The 19,447-nt window shown below is 41.3% G+C and carries 16 protein-coding genes; 9 read left to right on the top strand and 7 right to left on the bottom strand.

Annotated elements, in window-relative coordinates:
- Positions 1 to 344: 344 nt before the first annotated feature.
- The 6 genes from KZ793_RS01320 (at position 345) to KZ793_RS23045 (ending at position 7,263) form a co-directional block, all read left to right on the top strand.
- Positions 345 to 2,012 (top strand): FAD-dependent oxidoreductase, encoded by a 1,668-nt coding sequence (locus KZ793_RS01320; RefSeq protein ID WP_225812845.1) that lies wholly within the window; start codon positions 345 to 347, stop codon positions 2,010 to 2,012.
- 435 nt (positions 2,013 to 2,447) lie between these two features.
- On the top strand, positions 2,448 to 2,897 hold the full coding sequence (locus KZ793_RS01315) for a cupin domain-containing protein (RefSeq protein ID WP_225812844.1): 450 nt from the start codon (positions 2,448 to 2,450) through the stop codon (positions 2,895 to 2,897).
- Positions 2,898 to 3,694: 797 nt separating this feature from the next.
- Positions 3,695 to 6,370, top strand: coding sequence for a beta-N-acetylhexosaminidase (locus KZ793_RS01310; protein ID WP_225812843.1), 2,676 nt, complete (start codon positions 3,695 to 3,697; stop codon positions 6,368 to 6,370).
- 371 nt (positions 6,371 to 6,741) lie between these two features.
- Positions 6,742 to 7,005: a type II toxin-antitoxin system RelB/DinJ family antitoxin gene (locus KZ793_RS01305; RefSeq protein ID WP_118988048.1), complete on the top strand. Its 264-nt coding sequence runs from the start codon at positions 6,742 to 6,744 to the stop codon at positions 7,003 to 7,005.
- Positions 6,992 to 7,111, top strand: coding sequence for a type II toxin-antitoxin system YafQ family toxin (locus tag KZ793_RS23050; RefSeq protein WP_225812841.1), 120 nt, complete (start codon positions 6,992 to 6,994; stop codon positions 7,109 to 7,111). Before KZ793_RS01305 ends, KZ793_RS23050 begins: the two co-directional genes overlap by 14 nt.
- Complete coding sequence (locus tag KZ793_RS23045; RefSeq protein WP_225812840.1) at positions 7,105 to 7,263, top strand: type II toxin-antitoxin system YafQ family toxin; 159 nt, start codon at positions 7,105 to 7,107, stop codon at positions 7,261 to 7,263. The genes KZ793_RS23050 and KZ793_RS23045 overlap by 7 nt, the downstream gene beginning before the upstream one ends.
- 106 nt (positions 7,264 to 7,369) lie before the next feature.
- Here the strand turns inward: KZ793_RS23045 and fur are convergent, their stop codons facing one another.
- From fur to KZ793_RS01260, 7 genes are all read right to left on the bottom strand, one after another.
- Positions 7,370 to 7,816, bottom strand: coding sequence for a ferric iron uptake transcriptional regulator (gene fur / locus KZ793_RS01290; protein WP_225812839.1), 447 nt, complete (start codon positions 7,814 to 7,816; stop codon positions 7,370 to 7,372).
- Positions 7,817 to 8,181: 365 nt separating this feature from the next.
- Positions 8,182 to 8,712 (bottom strand): flavodoxin FldA, encoded by a 531-nt coding sequence (gene fldA / locus KZ793_RS01285; protein ID WP_225812838.1) that lies wholly within the window; start codon positions 8,710 to 8,712, stop codon positions 8,182 to 8,184.
- A gap of 174 nt (positions 8,713 to 8,886) precedes the next feature.
- Positions 8,887 to 9,174 carry a LexA regulated protein gene (gene ybfE / locus KZ793_RS01280; RefSeq protein ID WP_011145652.1) on the bottom strand — a complete coding sequence of 96 codons (288 nt, stop codon included), beginning with the start codon at positions 9,172 to 9,174 and terminating at the stop codon, positions 8,887 to 8,889.
- Between the two features lie 138 nt (positions 9,175 to 9,312).
- Positions 9,313 to 10,281, bottom strand: a complete 969-nt coding sequence (locus KZ793_RS01275) for a GlxA family transcriptional regulator (RefSeq protein ID WP_118988052.1) — start codon at positions 10,279 to 10,281, stop codon at positions 9,313 to 9,315.
- Positions 10,282 to 10,474: 193 nt separating this feature from the next.
- Positions 10,475 to 12,619, bottom strand: a complete 2,145-nt coding sequence (locus KZ793_RS01270) for a type I secretion system permease/ATPase (RefSeq protein WP_225812833.1) — start codon at positions 12,617 to 12,619, stop codon at positions 10,475 to 10,477.
- A 2-nt stretch (positions 12,620 to 12,621) separates the two neighbouring features.
- Complete coding sequence (locus KZ793_RS01265) at positions 12,622 to 13,992, bottom strand: HlyD family type I secretion periplasmic adaptor subunit (RefSeq protein WP_225812831.1); 1,371 nt, start codon at positions 13,990 to 13,992, stop codon at positions 12,622 to 12,624.
- Positions 13,985 to 16,090 carry a peptidase domain-containing ABC transporter gene (locus tag KZ793_RS01260; RefSeq protein WP_225812829.1) on the bottom strand — a complete coding sequence of 702 codons (2,106 nt, stop codon included), beginning with the start codon at positions 16,088 to 16,090 and terminating at the stop codon, positions 13,985 to 13,987. Before KZ793_RS01260 ends, KZ793_RS01265 begins: the two co-directional genes overlap by 8 nt.
- Positions 16,091 to 16,414: 324 nt before the next feature.
- Here KZ793_RS01260 and rtxH point away from each other — a divergent pair, with 324 nt between their 5' ends.
- The 3 genes from rtxH to rtxA form a co-directional block, all read left to right on the top strand.
- Positions 16,415 to 16,765, top strand: a complete 351-nt coding sequence (gene rtxH / locus KZ793_RS01255; RefSeq protein ID WP_225812827.1) for a protein RtxH — start codon at positions 16,415 to 16,417, stop codon at positions 16,763 to 16,765.
- A 21-nt stretch (positions 16,766 to 16,786) separates the two neighbouring features.
- The gene (gene rtxC / locus KZ793_RS01250; protein ID WP_225812825.1) at positions 16,787 to 17,248 is read left to right on the top strand and encodes an RTX toxin-activating lysine-acyltransferase RtxC; all 462 of its coding nucleotides are present in this window, start codon (positions 16,787 to 16,789) and stop codon (positions 17,246 to 17,248) included.
- Between the two features lie 29 nt (positions 17,249 to 17,277).
- On the top strand, positions 17,278 to 19,447 hold a 2,170-nt coding region (gene rtxA, locus KZ793_RS01245), incomplete at its 3' end, for an MARTX multifunctional-autoprocessing repeats-in-toxin holotoxin RtxA (protein ID WP_317987434.1).

The following is a 19,447-nucleotide window of genomic DNA, read 5'->3' as shown; positions in this document are numbered from 1 at the left end:
TTGATGTTATTTTTTTGAACTCTAACTTTATATTTATTCTTGAAAGTGACTCTTTTAAAAGGGAAACTTATCATGTGTTTGACGATCTAAAATATATAATGCATAAGCACTTCCTTAAAGAAGTGAGAAAGTATCACAATTACTCAGGAAAAAGAGTTGTGGAGCTTAACCGTCAGGGAAATGAAATGGTGTTTAGTGAATGATGCATAGAGCATGGTTATAACTATTTTGTTTTATATGAGGAGCGAGGGAAAGGAGATAGTTCAAATATAGATAAATTTTTTAATTGATATATTTGGTCTGAAATACTTATTGCTATTAATCATTATTAAGGAGAGTATATTTTGACTTCGGAAAATATTTCTGTATCACCAGTTGCCATCGTTGGTGGCGGACCCGTTGGTCTAATGTTGGCTTTATTCCTGGATTTATATGGTGTTCGTTCCGTTATCTTTAATTTGGAGGAAGAGACCCGATGGCAGCCTAAAGGCAGTACTCATAGTGCTCGTATTATGGAACATTTTCGTCGTGTAGGTATATCTCAACCTATTCGGTCATTAGGCGTACCAAAAGAGTTCCCTTTGGACGTATCATATTTTACCAAGTTTAATGGATGGGAGCTTGCACGGATTACGTTTCCGTCGGAAATGGAGAAAATGTCTATGCGCGAAAATGCGGCTTCGACAGATCCCGTTCCAGAACCAATAATACGTGCAAATCAAATGTATGTTGAAAGGTTTCTGCTACGATATGCAAAGAGTCGTCCAAATATCACAATAAGATATGGCTGGCGCGTTAAAGATTTTGTCCAGTATAAAGATGAAGTAAAACTTTATGCGGAGCATATCGAGGGGAAGTATGCCGATGAAGTCTGGCAAGCTGCATATATGGTTGGGTGTGATGGTGGACAGAGCTTTGTTCGATCTAAGCTTGGTATCGCTTATGAAGGAACTGTTGAAGCTAAGGCAGGTTTTCTGACTGGTGGAATGGTTTCCAGTTATATCCGGGTTCCTGGAATTCACCAGGGATTATTACGAGACAAAAAATCCTGGATGTACAATATTGTCTCACCTAGGGAGAAGATGTTATTTATCTGCTTGGACGGTGAAGATGATTTTTTATTTGTGACCCAGAGTAAAGATGGGAAAGTTATTGATGATTTGGAAGTCGTTCGCATAGCGCAGGCAGGAATAGGTTCAGATGTTGAGGTATTAGTCCTTGGCAATACGATATGGAAAGGCGGTGTTGCTCTCGTTGCTGATAAATATTCTGAGGGTAGGGTATATTTAGCAGGAGATTCTATTCACCTATTTGCTCCCACCGGTGGTTTTGGCATGCATACGGGGATCGATGATGCCAGCAATTTAGCCTGGAAAATTGTTGCGTCTATAAATGGTTGGGCAGGTAATGCGTTAATGGATTCTTATGAAAGCGAGCGTCGTCCAATTGCATGGAGAAATACTGCCGCTGCACGTTCTTATACCCGGCAGACCGCATCACTATATGTGCCTGCAAATTTGGAAGATGCAGATTCTGTGGGTGATTTGGCGCGTGAAAAGATTGGTATTGAGCTGAGCCATTTTCGCTGTCAATTTACTTCTATCGGTGTGGAACTTGGTGCCCGATATGATAGTTCTCCTCATATTATTAATAGCGATCCAGTACCGGATGATGATTGGCTTAATTATAAACCAAGTAGTGTACCCGGAGGGAGATTGCCACACTTATGGCTCACACCTATTCCTGGTACTAGGGTATCTCTGTTCGATATTTTAGGCACCGGGTTTAGTTTGCTTCGGGTAGGATCTCATTTTCCAGATATATCTGAATTATTAGCTCAGGCATATCAACGTAAAATTCCGGTCAAGATTATTGATCTTCCCGGTCATGATGCTTGGCAATTATATCAAGCCAGGCTCCTTTTAGTGCGTCCTGACCAATATATTGCCTGGAGAGGTGATAGGGTTCCTGACAATATAGGTTCAATATTGGATAAAATTGTCGGTAGGTAAGTAAGGGATGATTTTCTGGGATGAAGATATTAACGCTAATGAAATAGGGATCACCATATGATGGTTAACTAATACATCTGGTGTGTATATAAAAAAGTCAGCGAACAATCGAAATATTATTGGAGTTTGGTGTTAGCGCATTAAGAAAGGCGCACTTGTGGAAAGGGTGGTTGGGTGTATAGAACGATAATATAGTTCAACCACTACTGTTATTACGCAGAATGATGAAGCTAATATTATAAAAAAATTTATTGGTAATTTTGATGGCACTTCTTGTGCGTTTGTCAGAAATCACGGACATATGACATGGTATTGATAGGATAATTAGAGAAGGTAGGCAGAAATAATGACGAAGATAAAATATTTTGAGTGTTATTTAAAAATAGTTAAAAAATACAAATTTTACGATAAACTACAATATTAGAGGTAATTATAGTGAAAAAAACGTTTTTCTCATCTGGAGACTTTGACAAAGTTCCTAGAGAATTAATTGAAGATAAGCCTACTCAATTGATTCATGAAAATGTATTGAATTCTGAAGTGAGTCAAGATTTGAATTTCTCGAATGAAAGGCGCCATAAAGTGGCTATGGTTAATTTACCCAGTAAAGTTCTCAGTATGACTTTGGGAGGGTTACAACCTGGACAATCGACCCGTAAACATAGACATAGTTATGAAACCATAATATATATCGTTAATGGGGAGGGGTATTCACTCATTGGTGAACAACATATTTCATGGAAAGCCGGTGATGCGATATATGTTCCTGTATGGGCATGGCATCAACATGTCAATAGTAGTGCTATTGATGACGTATTCTATATTGCATGTGAGAATGCGCCAATGTTGCAAAACTTAGGTCTTGCTGTTCGTGAAGAGCTTTGAATTTAAGTAAGTGTAGGTTTTATAGATTGTATTTAAGAGCAAATAATGATTTCACCGGGATATACCCTATGGATTTCGAGTTGCATCGCGACGGCAAGGGAGCGAATCCCCGGGAGCATAGAGAACTATGTGACCGGGGTGAGAGAGTGCAGCCAACAAAGAGGCAGCTTGAAAGATAACGGGTATAGAAGATTATTAGCAGTATCCCGGTGGTCTATTCCGTTAAACTTGTGTTATTTAACTGTTCTCTATAATGGGAAAACAAATCACGATTGGTAGTTTATTTTTTATAATATTATCATTGGTAAATAATTTTATATCTATTTTGGTTGGAAAGTATTTTTATTAATCAATCTATTTTTTAGTGCGTTTTTTATATTGTTAATCTTTCTTTTTTGTATTGCTTTTTATTCTGATATCAATGAGGTATATAATTGATGTCGCGTTTTTTTGTAATGTGTTCTCTGTCATGTTTTACAAAAAATCCCTTTTTTACCATTGATAATTCATGATGTGAAAAATAGTCTTTATAGATGTTGATTAGATGGTTTTAATTTTATTTTTTAATGTAATTTTTTTATTTCATAAATCGATTTACATTTTTGGTAATAATTTTATGGTTTCAAAGATTGGCATTTTTTTCCAAAACGAGAAAGCGATTAAATTCAACGTCATCATGCCGTTTATTGTCTTCTCATGGCTCGTTGTTGCTGCTCTTAGTGCCTATTCCAATAGGCGTAATTATTTCTGGGCAGCGGCTTACCTTACATAACTTTTGTGTTTGAAAGAGGTAATTAATGAAGAAATTTAAATTGCATACATTAGCAGCATTGACTGCAACTGTTGGACTTATGGGCTCTGCATATGCCTCCCAAACAGCGCAGCAAGTGGTTGATGCACTGAGTCAATTAAAAGTTAATTATAAGATTGTTGATAATCAGGCGGGAGATCACGGCGTTAACTGTGCGGTACTGGGGGCGGACTGGGCTAAATGTAATCGAGTGGATATTACTTTAACCAATGGTAATCAGGCGATTGACTCTGCTGACTGGGCGATTTATTTCCACAGTATTCGTCAGGTCCTGAGCATGGATAATGAACAGTTCAAAATCACGCGTATTACGGGCGATTTACATAGATTGGAGCCAACCGAAAAATTCACCGGTATTAAAGCTAATGAGCAAGTAAAACTGCCGTTTATTGGAGAATACTGGCAGATTTACAGCACTGATTTTCTACCTCGCTGGTATGCAACGTCGGGTGATGCGACGCCTAAAGTGCTTGTTAGTACGGATACAGAAGATCTAAGTCAATTCTTATCTGCTTTCACCGGTGATCAGTGGAAACGTACACAGACAGATAACAATATTTTGATGACGCCTGAAAATCGTTATATGAAGAATTTGCAGGTCAAAAAGGTTGGATCAGAAAAGTTGCGTGGGCAAATTATCCCGACACCAAAAGAGGTTCAGATTTTTACTGAGGATGCTGATTTATCTGGCGGGGTGAGACTGGAATTGGGCGGTTTAAATGACGAGGCAGTTATTCTTGTCAGAAAGCGTTTTACTGATCAAGGCATTAAATTAGAGAATAGTGGCTATCCCGTTGCGACCCAAATAGTCTCTTCAGATTTTATTGGTGATTGGAAAGTTAAAGGGTCTTACCGTCTGAATGTTACCCAAAATGGGGCACAGATTGTTGCTTTTGACCAATCTGGCGTGTTTTACGGCCTTCAATCTCTGTTGTCATTAATTCCTGTTGATGGCGATAGGAAGATTGCTACTTTGACGGCAAAAGATGCGCCCCGCTTTGAATATCGAGGGGCTCTCCTTGATGTAGGGCGCAATTTCCACAGTAAACAGTCGGTCTTGCGTTTGCTTGACCAAATGGCAAATTACAAGCTGAATAAATTCCATATTCATCTGTCTGATGATGAAGGTTGGCGTTTGGAAATTCCTGGATTACCTGAGTTGACGGAAGTTGGCAGCCAGCGGTGTCATGATTTAAGTGAAACTCAATGTTTGTTACCACAACTGGGTTCAGGCCCCGATAACAACAATATGGGGAGCGGATATTTCAGCCGTCAAGATTACATTGATATTCTGAAATATGCCAAAGCCCGTTATATCGACGTTATTCCTGAAATTGATATGCCAGCCCATGCTCGTGCCGCTGTTGTTTCTATGGAAGCCCGCTATAAGAAATTAATCGCTCAGGGGAATGTGAAAGGGGCGAATGAATATCGTTTGCTGGACCCAACGGATACTACCAGAGCAACATCTGTTCAGCTCTATGATCGTCGCAGTTATTTGAACCCGTGTATGGATTCTTCAAAACGGTTTGTTGAGAAAGTTATTGGTGAAATTGCCGCTATGCATAAAGCAGCGGGCTCACCATTGGAGACTTGGCATTTCGGGGGAGATGAAGCGAAGAATATCCGTTTGGGAGACGGATTTCAGGATAAAAAGGGTCCTATCGTACCGGGTAAGGGCATTATTGATAAAAGTGCGGAAGATAAACCGTGGGCTAAGTCTCAGATTTGTCAGAAGTTGATAGAACAGGGTGTTGTGAAAGACATTGATCATCTTGCCAGCTACTTTGCAATTGAAGTGAGTAAAATTGTGAATACTAATGGTATTGAGAAGATGCAGGCGTGGCAGGATGGACTGAAACATGCTGACAGTGCTAAAGATTTTGCCACCAAACGCGTTGGGGTGAATTTTTGGGATGCTCTCTATGATGGTGGCTTTGATTCAGTCAATGATTGGGCGAACAAGGGCTATGAAGTGGTTATATCCAATCCGGATTATATTTATCTGGATATGCCATATGAAGTTCATCCGCAGGAACGTGGCTATTATTGGGCGGCTCGTTTTAATGACGAAGCCAAGATCTTTAGTTTTGCGCCCAATAACATACCACAAAATGCTGAAACATCCGTTGACCGTGATGGTAATGCATTCCGCGCGAAAAGTGATAAACCGTGGCCGGGTGCTTATGGGCTGTCAGGTCAAGGATGGAGTGAAACGGTTCGTACTGATGAACAGATGGAGTATATGATTTATCCTCGCTTGTTACCGCTGGCAGAGCGGGCATGGCACCGGGCCGGTTGGGAGTTGGATTATGTTCCCGGTCAGGTATATAAGCGAGGAGAAACGTATAAAGTCGATATCGATGCGCTGAATCGTGACTGGACCCGGTTCGCTAACCTGATAGGTCAACGTGAACTTAGTAAACTGGATAAAGCAGGCATTGCTTACCGTCTGCCGGTTCCGGGGGCTAAGGTAAAACGTGGTATTTTGCGGGCTAATGTTGCTTTGCCAGGGTTGGTAATCCAGTATTCGACTGATGGCGGTCGTAACTGGGAAGTTTATAACAACCATAAACGTCCAAGAGTGAAAGGTGATGTGTTGATCCGTTCTGTCAGCCCGGATGGTAAACGTTACAGTCGAATTGATAATGTAAAGGCTTGATAGTGTTGTAGAAAGAGGGGAACCCTGATGGGTTCCTCACTGAAACTGAAAAAATAAACCTTACTTTCTGAAAAAATTCGCCATTTCAAACATTACGTTGAGGTGATTGATAGCCAATTGCGTCTCGATATCGAGTTGTCCGGCAGGCTCGTACTACAGATTCAGAGGAAAAATGGGTAAATTGGATAAACTACAGTCATATCTATGATGTTAGTTATGTAAAAATTTTCAATAGATAAAACTCAATTACCCCTTCATTTATTGAGCGAATGGGGGGAATTTATCGCACGCGGCATCACTATTGAAGTTGATTATAGACATTCATTGAATTACAGTTGCATTACAATGTAATTCAACGAGAGATCTCTTATATGGCTACAAACCAATTAGTACAAACCCGTATTGATGGAGAGATTAAGGCAGAAGCGGCTGCCGTTCTAGCTGCTATGGGTCTGACTGTATCAGATGCCGTTCGCATGATGTTAACGCGGGTAGCAAGAGAAAAAGTGTTACCTTTTGAACCGTTGATACCAAATGAGACAACAATAGCTGCAATGAAAGAAGCTCGCAAAGGTTGCGGTAAATCATTCTCCACTGCAAAAGATTTAATGGCTGATCTTAATGCGGACGATTGACTACGCAAACCAATTCAAGCGAGATTACAAGAGAGAAAAGAAAGGTCGGCATCGTGAAGTTCTTGATGACGTACTGATGCTGGTGGTTGAATTATTGGCTTGCTAGAGCCGAAATATTGCGATCATGCTCTTTCTGGTGATTGGAAGGATTTTCGAGATTGTCATATCAAGCCTGATTTGATACTGATTTATCAGAAACCCGATGTGGACACATTGTGCCTTGTCCGTCTTGGTTCTCACTCAGAGCTTGGCTTATAGCTCATTTTTGACAGACCTGAATCAATCTGAAATATAGCCCCTTTTTGGGGAACCCTGATGGGTTCCCCTCTCTAGGTGGATAAAAAATTAGTAGTCCAAGCGTGAATTACTTCTCGTCATGTGCACTACTGTCTTCGCGGCAATTACCGGCGGAGCAGTGACCATATAAATAAAGACTGTGGTTTGAAAGCTTAATCCCATAACGCTCAGCAATGTTCTTCTGGCGTTTTTCAATCTGTTTGTCACTGAATTCAATGACTTTACCGCAGTCCAGGCAGATTAAATGGTCGTGATGGTGTTGTTGAGTGAGTTCAAAAACCGATTTACCACCCTCAAAGTTATGACGGGTGACAATACCGGCATCATCAAACTGATTCAACACGCGGTAGACAGTAGCAAGTCCAATCTCTTCACCGTTATCAATCAGTTTTTTGTAGAGATCTTCCGCGCTGACATGGTGATATTCAGGTTCCTGTAACACTTCCAATATTTTCAGACGAGGAAGTGTAACTTTAAGTCCAGCATCTTTTAATGCTTTATTGTTGTCGGTCATGCGGATTCAGTCCTGTTACTCAGTAAAGTGAACTTAGCGATACTTCAAAAAGTACCAGTTAGTTATCAGATTATGATTATAGGCATGGCTAGTGAAAATGAAAACCACGTTAACCTTAACTTTCATTACACATTTTGCCAGAATAATCATTTATAAAACGCAGTAATAACCTTACTATTTATCATGTTTAGGCTATTTTTTGCCATTCTTCGTAATAAAAAGCGGATTTAAGCAGTGTTTTGACAAAAGTAATAGCCTTTGAACGCGATCCCACAGGGCGAGGGAAGCGAGTCACTTCTCACCTACCGTGGGTTCACTATTGATAAGAAATGGCCTGCACCCATTACGCTTACTGGGATAAGCCACTATCCTGCAAGAATTTCTGACAAACTCAGCTCTTCGTAGATCTGTTTAGTCCAGGCATTAACACGTTCTTCTGTTAATTCTGGTTGGCGGTCTTCATCAATAGCAAGCCCGATAAAATGGCTATCATCAGCCAGACCTTTTGACTCTTCGAAGTGATAGCCCTCGGTTGGCCAATGACCAACAATAATGGCGCCGCGGGGTTCAATAATGTCACGGATAGTTCCCATAGCATCACAGAAATATTCCGCGTAATCTTCCTGATCACCACAACCAAAAAGGGCGACCAACTTCCCTTCAAAATTGATCTCTTCCAGAGTAGGGAAGAAATCATCCCAGTCGCACTGTGCTTCACCGTAGTACCAGGTAGGGATGCCGAGCAGCAGAATATCGAATTGTTCGATATCTTCTTTGCTGCTCTTGGCAATATCATGAACTTCTGCAATGTCGGAACCCAGAATTTTTTGGATCTTTTTGGCAATATTTTCTGTGTTGCCGGTATCGCTGCCAAAAAATATACCTATAATTGCCATAGGATAATATAACCTCTTGTTTTATTTGTGTATTTCTGTATGAGATATACGTATAAAATGTTAAAAATCAGTAGAAAAGGTTCTGATTGTATTAATAAAAAAACAAAATCCTATTTTGACTAAACAGTCAGGACAATTCTGTCAAGTTTGTGTGATTTCGTGCCTTCAATGCTATCAAGTCGTGGTGTTACTTTCTGCTAACTGGGCCAGCAAAATTTGCTCGATGAGTTCACTACGGCTGATGTTGCGTTGCTGTGCAAGAAAGTTAAGTGCATCTACTGCATCAGCATTTATTTTCAGTTCTACACGACGCAGACCGCGCACCTTATCACGGCGAAGTTGGTTACGCTTGTTGACTCTGAGTTGTTCATCCCTGGAAAGTGGGTTGGTTTTTGGGCGCCCCGGTCTGCGTTCATTTGCGAACAAATCCAGAGTGGTGCGATCCATTTGTTCTTTTGCCATAAATTCAATTAGTAAAGGGCATATACCATAAAATATAGCACGCCATGATACCCCAGCTTCTAGTGTATCGCTACTGCCTGACAAAGATAAAAGCGGCATCATTGCTTATCTGTAAAGGATTGTGATTGAGTTTCCGTTTTAGCGGTGCTGGTATTTTCTGCGGTACTCTATTGGTGTTAACCCATTAAGTTTCTTGAATAATTCTCTGAAATAGCGAGTATCTTCATAGCCAACTTCATGGCTGATTTCTTCTATGGTTTTATTCGATTTTTCTAACCGGCATTTCGCCAGAGATAATCGAATCTGTTGGATATATTGAATAGGTGTCTGGCCAGTCGCAGTCTTAAAGCGCCGCTTCATCTGTCTTTCACACAGATGAATTTTATCGGCTAAATTGCCAACCGATAATCTGTCTGATGGGGCAGAATGCATCCAGTCTTGTAGTTTGTGGATTAATGTATCTGAATGTTGGCGATAGGGGACAAAACTTGCGAGAGTATGCGAAGGGAGGCCCTCCATATCACCAAATATGAGCTGACTACAGGTTTCCCTGGTATTTTGACCATATATCTGTTCAATAATATGCATCATCACATCGTTGTATTCATAGGTACCAGAAGTACAAAAAATATTGTTATCGCGGGTGACTTTTATTTCTGAGTGTAACTGTACTTGTGGAAACATATCCTTAAATAAGTTGGTAAACAGCCAGTGTGTGGTGGCTTTACGGTTATTGAGTAAGTTAGCTTTAGCCAGGATAAAGGAGCCAGAGCAGATGGAGACGATAAGGATATTTTTTTTTTCCATCATTTGAAGCCAATCTAAGGTTTCTTGAGTGCAAGAATCAAGGTCGTTGTAGGGGATCCCGATTGCCCCGACCAAGACAATATCTGTTTGTTTAATTTCTCCTATGAGTTTATTGGGTTTTAGCCGAACACCACCTAGCCCGATAACATCTTGATTATCCTGGGTAATGATATTGATTTCTGGTTCCGGTGCTCCGGCTAAGTGAGCGGCGGTGGTTAAAATTTCTATCGGGCCGGTAATAGAAGTTAGAGATCCTCCTGAAAATGCCAACGCGCTTAACGAAACTGGATTCCTATCCATAAGAGTTCTCCAACTTAAAAATTAAGATGTATAAAGATATTTGATTTATCTAACATATTAATAACTTAACGTTACAATTTAAATAATTTATTTACATTTTGTTAATTTATTAATCAAATAAATAAAAATAGACACAGTTTGAATCAAAATTTATGCTTCCTCTTGTTGTTAAGAAATTAAGCTGGATGTCAATTCAGCTTTCACCAATTTGTTGATGCCATAAATGGGCGTATAGTCCGCCTTGTTGAAGTAGTTGATCATGTGAGTCAAATTCGACGATTTGCCCTTGATCTAACACACAAATTTTGTCGGCATGGCGAATCGTGTTGAGCCGGTGAGCAATGCTAATAACCGTTCTGTTACGGCATATTTCATCCATATTTGCCATGATTGCGGCTTCAGATTCATAATCTAATGCTGAGGTGCCTTCATCGAGGATTAGAATAGTTGGGTTGACTAAGAGCGCTCTTGCTAATGCGATTCTCTGTCTTTGACCGCCTGAGAGATTTGCCCCTTTTTCCCCAACCGGATGTGCAAAACCGTGAGGGAAGGATTGAATAAATTCAATGGCGCCGGATAACTCAGCAGCGCGATAGACCTCTTCATCTGTCGCATTGGGTTTACACAGCCGAATGTTATCGGTGATGCTGCCGGAAAACAGGATACTTTCCTGGAGCACAACACTCATATTGCGGCGTAAGGAGACGGAATCGGCAATGGCTAGATCCATGCCATCAATCAGAACTTGCCCATGTTGAGGTACATATAGCCTTTGTAGTAAACGGGTGAGAGTACTTTTACCTGAACCTGATGGCCCTGTTATACCAATAAATTGACCCGATTTTATTGATAACGATAAATTTGCCAGAACCTCTGGTGTGTCGTCATGATAGCGGAAACGAATATTTCTGAATTCAATCTGGCCTTCCAGTTCAGGTACAGAAGCCAATCCCTGTTTACTGTTCTCCATTGGTTCATCAAGAATATCCCCCACACGTTTCAGAGCGATTAACGTATGCTGAAAATCCTGCCAAACCTGTGCTAGCCGGAGGATAGGTTGGGTGACATGTCCGGCTAGCATATTAAAAGCGATAAGTTGCCCCGGAGTCAGTTCACCACGTAAAACTTCTGTCACTCCCCACCATAAGAGGATTGCGGCAGTAAATTTTTGGACAAAATCGATGCCTTGCCCGGCAATTAAACCGTTTTTCTGTGCCGCAAAGCTTTTAGTCAATTGCTGGCTGAGAATGCGTTGCCACTGATGTAAAAAACGATTTTCAGTAGCGGTGGTTTTGATGGTTTCAATGCCTGTTACGGCTTCGGTCAGAAAGCTCGTTGCATTCGCATCGGTTTCATATTCTGCTTCTACTTTGCGACGAATAATTGGCCCGGCAATGATCCAGAATACGAAGTAAACAAAGAGCGAGCCAATAACGATCCAGGTCAATATCTTGGCATAGTAAAACATGACGCCAATGAACATGATGACGAAAATCAGATCTAACAGCAGCATCAGGGTAGAACCCGTCAAAAACTGGCGGATTTGAGACATTTCTCTGACTCTGGCAATAATCTGCCCGGTTTGCCGTTGCTTAAAATATTGCAGTGGCAAGCTTGTCAGATGACGATACAGTCGGCCGGAAAGTTCAGAGTTTATCTGGCTTGCCATGTGTCCAAACACCGTGTTGCGCATAAAGCTATACAAGGGTTCGGCAAGGGCGATAGCGAGCATAGCCATACCTAATACATGTAGACTGGATAAACTTCGTCCTACCAATACCTTATCGATGATATTTTCAAACAGTATTGGGCTGACCAGCGCAAATAGTTGCAGAACAATAGCAAATAAAAATAGATCTCTTATCTGACTTTTCTGCCGGAAAATGGAGGGATAAAACCAGCTCAGGCCGAATTTGACATGTTTTTTAGTTAATTCCTGATCGGCGATTAACAGGATCTTATGGGTATTTTCTTTATTATCAGCAAATAAAGAGAGTGACCTCGTTTGTTCAGTAGCAGGATCGAGAACAATAATATGGCTGTTACTGACCTCAATCAGTACCCACCATTGCTGTTCCAGTTCAATCAATGCTGGTAAGGGTAACGTTGGCCCTGTATTGACAGTTAATTGCTCAATTTTACTGTGTAGCCCAATAGCATCGGCGGCTTCGCGTAGTTGTAACTCATTCAGATATAAAGAATCAAACCCCAGTTTGTGTTGAAGTTGATCGAGAGTGGCTGACTTATGAAATTTTTTCCCTACATAGACAATACAGTCTAGTGCCTGATTATGCGTGTTGTTACCGGAATCGGTAGTAGAAGAAGGTAAAACGTTCACGATTATTTCTCCCTCAATGCTTCAGATTGATACTCTCTGATAGGGCTCAGGAGATAATCGATAACGCGGCGTTGATCAGTTTTAATTTCAGCGACGATTGACATACCTGGAGTAATGTCAACCCGTGTATTGTCTATGACGATATTATTGCTCTTAAGGCTTACCTGAGCGGGGAAGACTAATCCTAACTGCTCATCGGTGGTTGAGTCTCTGGATATATTCAGCAGTTCGCCGTCAATCGTGCCATAACGCGTATAGGGGAAAGCGTCTACTTTAACGGTGACTTGTTGCCCTGGATGCACAAATCCGGCGTCTTTATTTAAAATTTGCACTTCTGCCAGTTGCACATTGTCATCAGGGACGATCACCATTAAATTTTGTGCTGGTTGCAGAACTGCACCTAATGTATGCACACTGAGTTGTTGAACGGTTCCTGTAACGGGAGAGCGAATGATTTCAAGTTGTTCTCGTACTTGAGCTTTTGCCAACTCTTGCTCTAAAACCACTAATTGAACTTCGGCTTGTTTTCTTTTATCAAACCATTCGCGCTCTTTTTGTGTTTTCAGGCTGTTTAAGCGCTCTTCAAGGCTGATATATTGCGATTGCAGCACATTGAGTTCCGCATTTTGTTGAGTAATCAGACGTTCTGTTTCCAGAAACTCTTTTTCCTGTTCAAGATATTCAACTTTACTGATCACTTGTTTTTGACTTAAAGTCTGGCGCGCTTTTAAACGCTGGCTAATATTTTGCCGGAGCTTAGAGAGCGCATTGATATCGCTTTTCCGTGATTGTTGAGAAGAGAGATTGACGTTCATCTCTGCTTTCAGATTTGTTACGCTCGCTTCATACTCTCTTTTCTCACGGGAATAGTTTTCAACAACTTGTGCTTGTTGAGATACCGGCAACGTTTGAAATAGCGCTTGTTCTTCTGGCGTCTGTTCCTCAGTTAAAGCCTGATAACGAATTTTTTCATGGGCTTGATATTCGATCTGCTTGAGTAATCGAGCAATATCTTGATTAACGCCGAGTGTGTCCAATGTCAGAAGTGGGGCGTCTTTCGTTACCTGTTGTCCGTTCTGGACATGGATAGCGGTCACCCGACTCTGTTCATAAGCCTGAATTATCTGAGAGCGGCCTGAGACGATCAGACGGCCGGTAGCCGTAGCCTGAACATCCAACTTGCCCAGATAGGCCCAGAGCAAGGCTATGATGACGCCGACACTGAGCGTGATTGCGGTGTAACGAGCAAATGGTGAAGGTGGGCGCTGCGATAACGCCAAATGTGTTGGTAAAAAATCATAGTGTTGCGGACAATAGTGCTGTCGGCAAGAGCGTAACCGGGTTTTAATTTTATCCTTAAAAGCCTTAATCATGACAAGGCACCTCCTGTTTTAATTCCTGTTGTAACTGCCAGAGCTTTCGGTATTGCTTGCCGTGGTTAAGCAACTGAGCGTGAGAGCCTTGTTCGATAATTTCTCCCTGCTTAAGAACAATGATGCGATCACAATGACGTACAGTTGAAAGGCGGTGTGCGATGGTGATAACCGTTCTACCTTGGGCGATTTCCGCCATATTGGATTGAATGAGTGATTGTGATTCATCATCAAGGGCACTGGTTGCTTCATCAAGAATGAGAATTTTGGGGTTAGCCATGATTGTCCGGGCAATGGCAAGCCGCTGGCGTTGACCACCGGATAAAGATTGCCCGCCTTCTGCAATAGTTGTGTCATATCCCATCGGCAGCTTGAGAATAAATTCATGGGCACCCGCCAGTTTGGCCGCTTTAATCACTGCTTCCAGGTTGACCTCGGGTTTTGATTGGGCAATATTTTCATATACTGTTTTGTTAAATAAGAAATTTTCTTGCAGAACCACACCGACTTGCTGTCTGAGCGTTTCAATATTTATATTTTGTAATGGAATCCCATCTAAGGTAACTGAGCCTGTTTCTGGGGTATAAAGGCGGAGTAATAAACGGGCCAATGTACTTTTTCCGGAACCAGAAGTACCCACAATACCAATGGTTTCTCCCGCTCTTATATGGAGAGTCAATCCCTTAATCGTCGGTGGAATATCGGGTTGATAGCGAAAGACAATATGGTTAAATGAGACCGCCCCTTGCAGCGTGATTTGTTGTTGGCCGGATTGTTGTTCGGTTGGCAGATTTAACATATCGCCTAATTTATCGACGGCTACCCGCGTTCTGATAAATTGTCCCCATAGTTCCACCAGTCTGGCTAATGGTTGGGAAGTATGATTTACCATCATATTGAAGGCGATCAACTGACCAATGGTCATTTGTAGTGATAAAACCTCTGACGCACCTAACCAGAGAATCGCCGCATTGGTGACTTTTTGCAGTAGCATCACAATATGGTTTGAACGGTTACTCAATTGCTGTACTGCATAACTGGTATTTACCATTTTCTCAGTCTGGCTATCCCAACGGCGAACGAATCTTGGCTCTACCGCCAGACTTTTTAGGGTTTCAGAACCGGAAACCGTTTCAGTCAGAAAAGAGGTGTTTATTGCTGCATGGGTGAACTGTTGTTCAACCGCTTTTTCCATGCGAGGAGTTAGCCACCATGCCAAAATGGCATAAAAAGGGAAGGTAGCGAGAAAAACCCAGGTCAGGGTGCTGGATAACAGAGCCATCACATAGATGAAAATAAACATAAACAGCAGATCGACAGATAAGGTGAACATTGAACCCGTCAGAAATTCTCTGATGGTATTCAGTTCACGCACCCGTGTGACAATTGCCCCTACCTGACGAGATTTAAAAAAGAGTAAAGGCAGCCCGAACAGATGCTGGACCAGTTTTAATCCCAGTTTGATATCAATGCGGTTGGCAGTGTGAGAGTATTGGTATTCGCGTAATCCACGTAAAATCACCTCAATGATGCCGGCAATAATTAAGCCAAAGACTAATACATCGAGTGTCGATAACGCTTGATGGATTAAGACCTTATCCATAACCACCTGAATAACTAAAGGTGAAATTAACGCAAGAATCTGTAACACAAAGGAAAATAGCAATATTTCACCCAGATTTTTCTTTTGTGTCAGGAATTCTGGAATAAACCAACTGATGTTAAATTTGGCCTGTTTCTGTTTGATTTTAATCCATTTTCCATTCCACTCTTTTATTAGCCTTTCTTCCGACCATATTTCAGGAGTGTCTTTATCAACTCTCTGTATTAATGAACTCTCTTTATTCGATTTGGCTAAAACAAAAGGCAGGCCATTATTATCAAACAAAATTGCGGGTAAAGGTATGTTATGGTGATTTTTGCTTACGGAATTCTTATTTGAAAGAGATAAGTTAAATTTTTTCTCTATATCCTTGATATAGGAATGGTAACAATCAGATTTTTTTAAGTTATCAATATCAATAATATGTTCTTTTCCATTACATATCATCAATATTAATCTTAATGATGCTATGGTCAATTTCTCAATTTTATTCATGAAAAATGTCTTTAAAATTCACAAAAAATACTAATTAAAATAAATTGTTATATTAATTTTGTGTGGCATTTAAGTAATTGCCTATTATCTTATATTTATTGCCAATACCAGTGTGGGTAAATGGGACTATATATGGGGGGTAAAAGGACTTTTTGTATATAAATATTGATTTTGAGTTTTTGCTCTATATTATTTTATTGATTCGTTTACTCTCAATGTATTTATAGATATACAAATTCAGGATATTCTTGAATTGAATGTTTTCTTTGTTGTAAACATTGTATATCCTCATTAACAAATTGTTTATTTTTGGTGAATAAAAATATGTCTGAAAAATTCGTACAAACTATCTCTAGCGTTAATTATAACAAAGGTGTTTTCTCTCTTTATTTTGTTGGTCAAGAACCCAATCGTATGGCGAATGGGATAATGGCAGAAAATGATAATGAACTTGAATTAAAACAAGTTATCCATATGCCAGCATCGGGATTTATGTATATGGTTTCGATGGTTAAAAATATGTTGGAAGATCCACGAATGGCGGCTGAATTTGACAAATTGGTTGCAGCCGGGTTTTTACCTACTCCACAAGTAGCCGAAGAACAAATTGCGTCAGAATCTATAGCAGAAGAATCTGCTAATGCTAAAAAACGCCCATCTAAAAATACAAAATAAGATCTCATGGTTGATTAGCGCATGGCGATTATACATCAACCAGTGAAACTGAATAACGCAGAAATTCAAGCAATGATTGGAGGAGTAATGTTGCTAAGTCAGCATTCTCTCCTGCATCGGAGATACCTGGTGTCCGAGTGGCAACAGCGTATCTTGCCTGCATTTGAGCTGAATCAGTTTTGCTATTACGAAGATGAACACGGGCGCCCAATTGCCTTTTGTAATTGGGCTTTTTTATCTGAGCAGAATCGAGATGAGATTCTTTCGGGAGAAAGAGAACTTACCCACACGGACTGGCGCTCAGGTCCACATATCTTTTTTCCCGAAATGATTGCTCCTTTTGGTCACGGGCGTGAAGTTGCCAGGGATTTACGCCGCCGTGTCTTTTTGTCGTGGAAAGGCCAGAAAGCTTGTACTGTCCGCGGGAAACTTGATGTCCAAAACAACCGCTGTATTCGTCAGGTGCAATGGTTCTTTGTTTAATTTCTATATTATTATTTAAAGGCTTTCTAATGGGGAAATCATCAAATAGAAGTACTGAGTACTTCTTTACGGGAAAATACTACGACGATAATGATGGTAATAGTATTACTGCTATTGGTGTTGGTGGCGAAGTTTATGCTTATGGCGGAAATGATGATGTTACTGTTGGTTCATTTAAAGTCGATGTATACCATACAGATGGTGACCTTTCAGTAAAGGGAGCTTCAGGTTACACCGGCATTAGTAAAACGGGAAATGGCGGTCTGTCGTTTGCGGGGGCAGCCGGTGCGGCTTTTATTAATCATACAGGTGATACGGGAAATTTAAATTATTCGGGTGCTGCCGGCTATAACAAACTGGTTCGTAAAGGTTTGTCTGGCGATACAAATTTTAAAGGAGCCGGAGGATACAATAAGTTATGGCATGAAACTAACCGAGGAGATTTATATTTTGCCGGCGCTGGGGCTGTTAATCACATTGATCGCACCTGGTTTGACCGTTATCAAGGATCACGGGGAAATGTGATTTTTAATGGCGCTGGCGCTGCAAATAGTATCAGTTCACGAGTAGAGAGCGGTAACGTTACATTCAATGGGGCAGGTGCTGATAATCACATCGTACGTAAAGGTAAAGAAGGTAATATTATCTTACGTGGCGCGGGGGCATCGAATCGAATTGAGCGTGTACGCCAAAATAAAGATGGGTATGAACGGACCCGTGGTGATATTACTTTTGAAGGTGCGGGTGGTTATAACAAACTCTATTCTGATGTCGCGCATGGCAATATAAATTTCTCCGGTGCTGGTGCTTACAATGAAATCACCAGAATAAACATGAATAGCAATTTCTATGGTGAGACACTGGAATTTGCTAAAACTGAAGAGATCGTATTGACGACGGCAACGATGGGGGGAAGCTGGATCCAGGAGTCTCAACAAGTCACAGGTATTAAATCAACTGTCGAACCGGATACCTATCTTTTTGCATTTGCTGACAAAATGTACACTAAAATCAGCAAAGTCCAGCTTCAAAATAATCCCACCACGGGTAGACTCGGTTATCATGCCACTTCTTGGTATAAAGCAGGCAATCATCTTGGAAATCTTGCTGCGAAAGAAATTTCGTCAGGCAATGGATTTATCGCTGTAAACGTTGATGGCGCTTACCGTCTCTCCAGTTTGGTTTTTGAGCATCAGCAACCTGTCGCGATTCATGCTACCGAGGAAAACCTATTGATAGATCGGTGGGTAACCTATGCGGGTGGCATGGTGATTAAAGCAGAGGATATCTCGCTAGGTGATGCCAAAATGGGGGGATATGCGATCTTCTCTGATGGTCGCAAAGTCGATGTTTCCGCAGTCAAATCGAACCGGCAGCCCAATACTTATGTGTATGCCAAGGTCATGGGGCCATATACCAAAATCGTTGAAGTTCAGTTGAAAAACGATCCTAATACAGGGCAACTGAAATACAAAGCAATAGCATGGTACAAAGCTGGTGATCATACGGGTAACTTGGCTAATGAAGCGCTTTCCTATGCTAACGGATATACCTCTATTGGCCCCGGTTACACGTTAAGCCAGCTTCAATATGACGTTCATACGGTGCACCGAACTTCCCATCGATTAGTACATAGCGAAGAATATAGTCAGCAAGACCTTGTAAAGTCGTCCATAAGCGGTGGTTACGTTAATTTTATCGGTGCGGGTGGTGGAAACGTTATTAAATCTAATGTCACGCGGGGAAATGTTAATTTTAAAGGCGCAGGGGTGGCAAATGTCATTTTGCATGGCTCAAAATTCGGTGATACAACTTTTGGTGGTGCGGGTGCAGCCAACGTCATTGTAAAAAGTGGTGAAAAGGGCGATCTGACATTTCATGGTGCAGGTTTAGCCAATGTCCTGGTTCACCAAGGCCAGAGCGGGAAAATGGATGTTTACGCGGGTGGTGCGGTCAATGTTCTGGTGCGGGTCGGGGATGGACGATATCTGGCTCACCTTCTGTCCTATGGCAATATCTCGATCCACAAAGGCAACGGTGACAGCCGGGTACTGATGTTGGGGGGATATAATACTCATACCCAAATAGGTGATGGTAATGGGAACTGGTCCGGTGCGGGCGGTTTTAACGTCATCACTCAGGCAGGCAAAGGGGATATCTTCTCTGTACTTTTAGGTGGCGCTAACGTGCTAACAAAGC

The organism is Photorhabdus antumapuensis, assembly GCF_020387775.1.
Classification (GTDB): domain Bacteria; phylum Pseudomonadota; class Gammaproteobacteria; order Enterobacterales; family Enterobacteriaceae; genus Photorhabdus; species Photorhabdus antumapuensis.
This window is presented reverse-complemented; position numbering and strand designations above follow the sequence as displayed.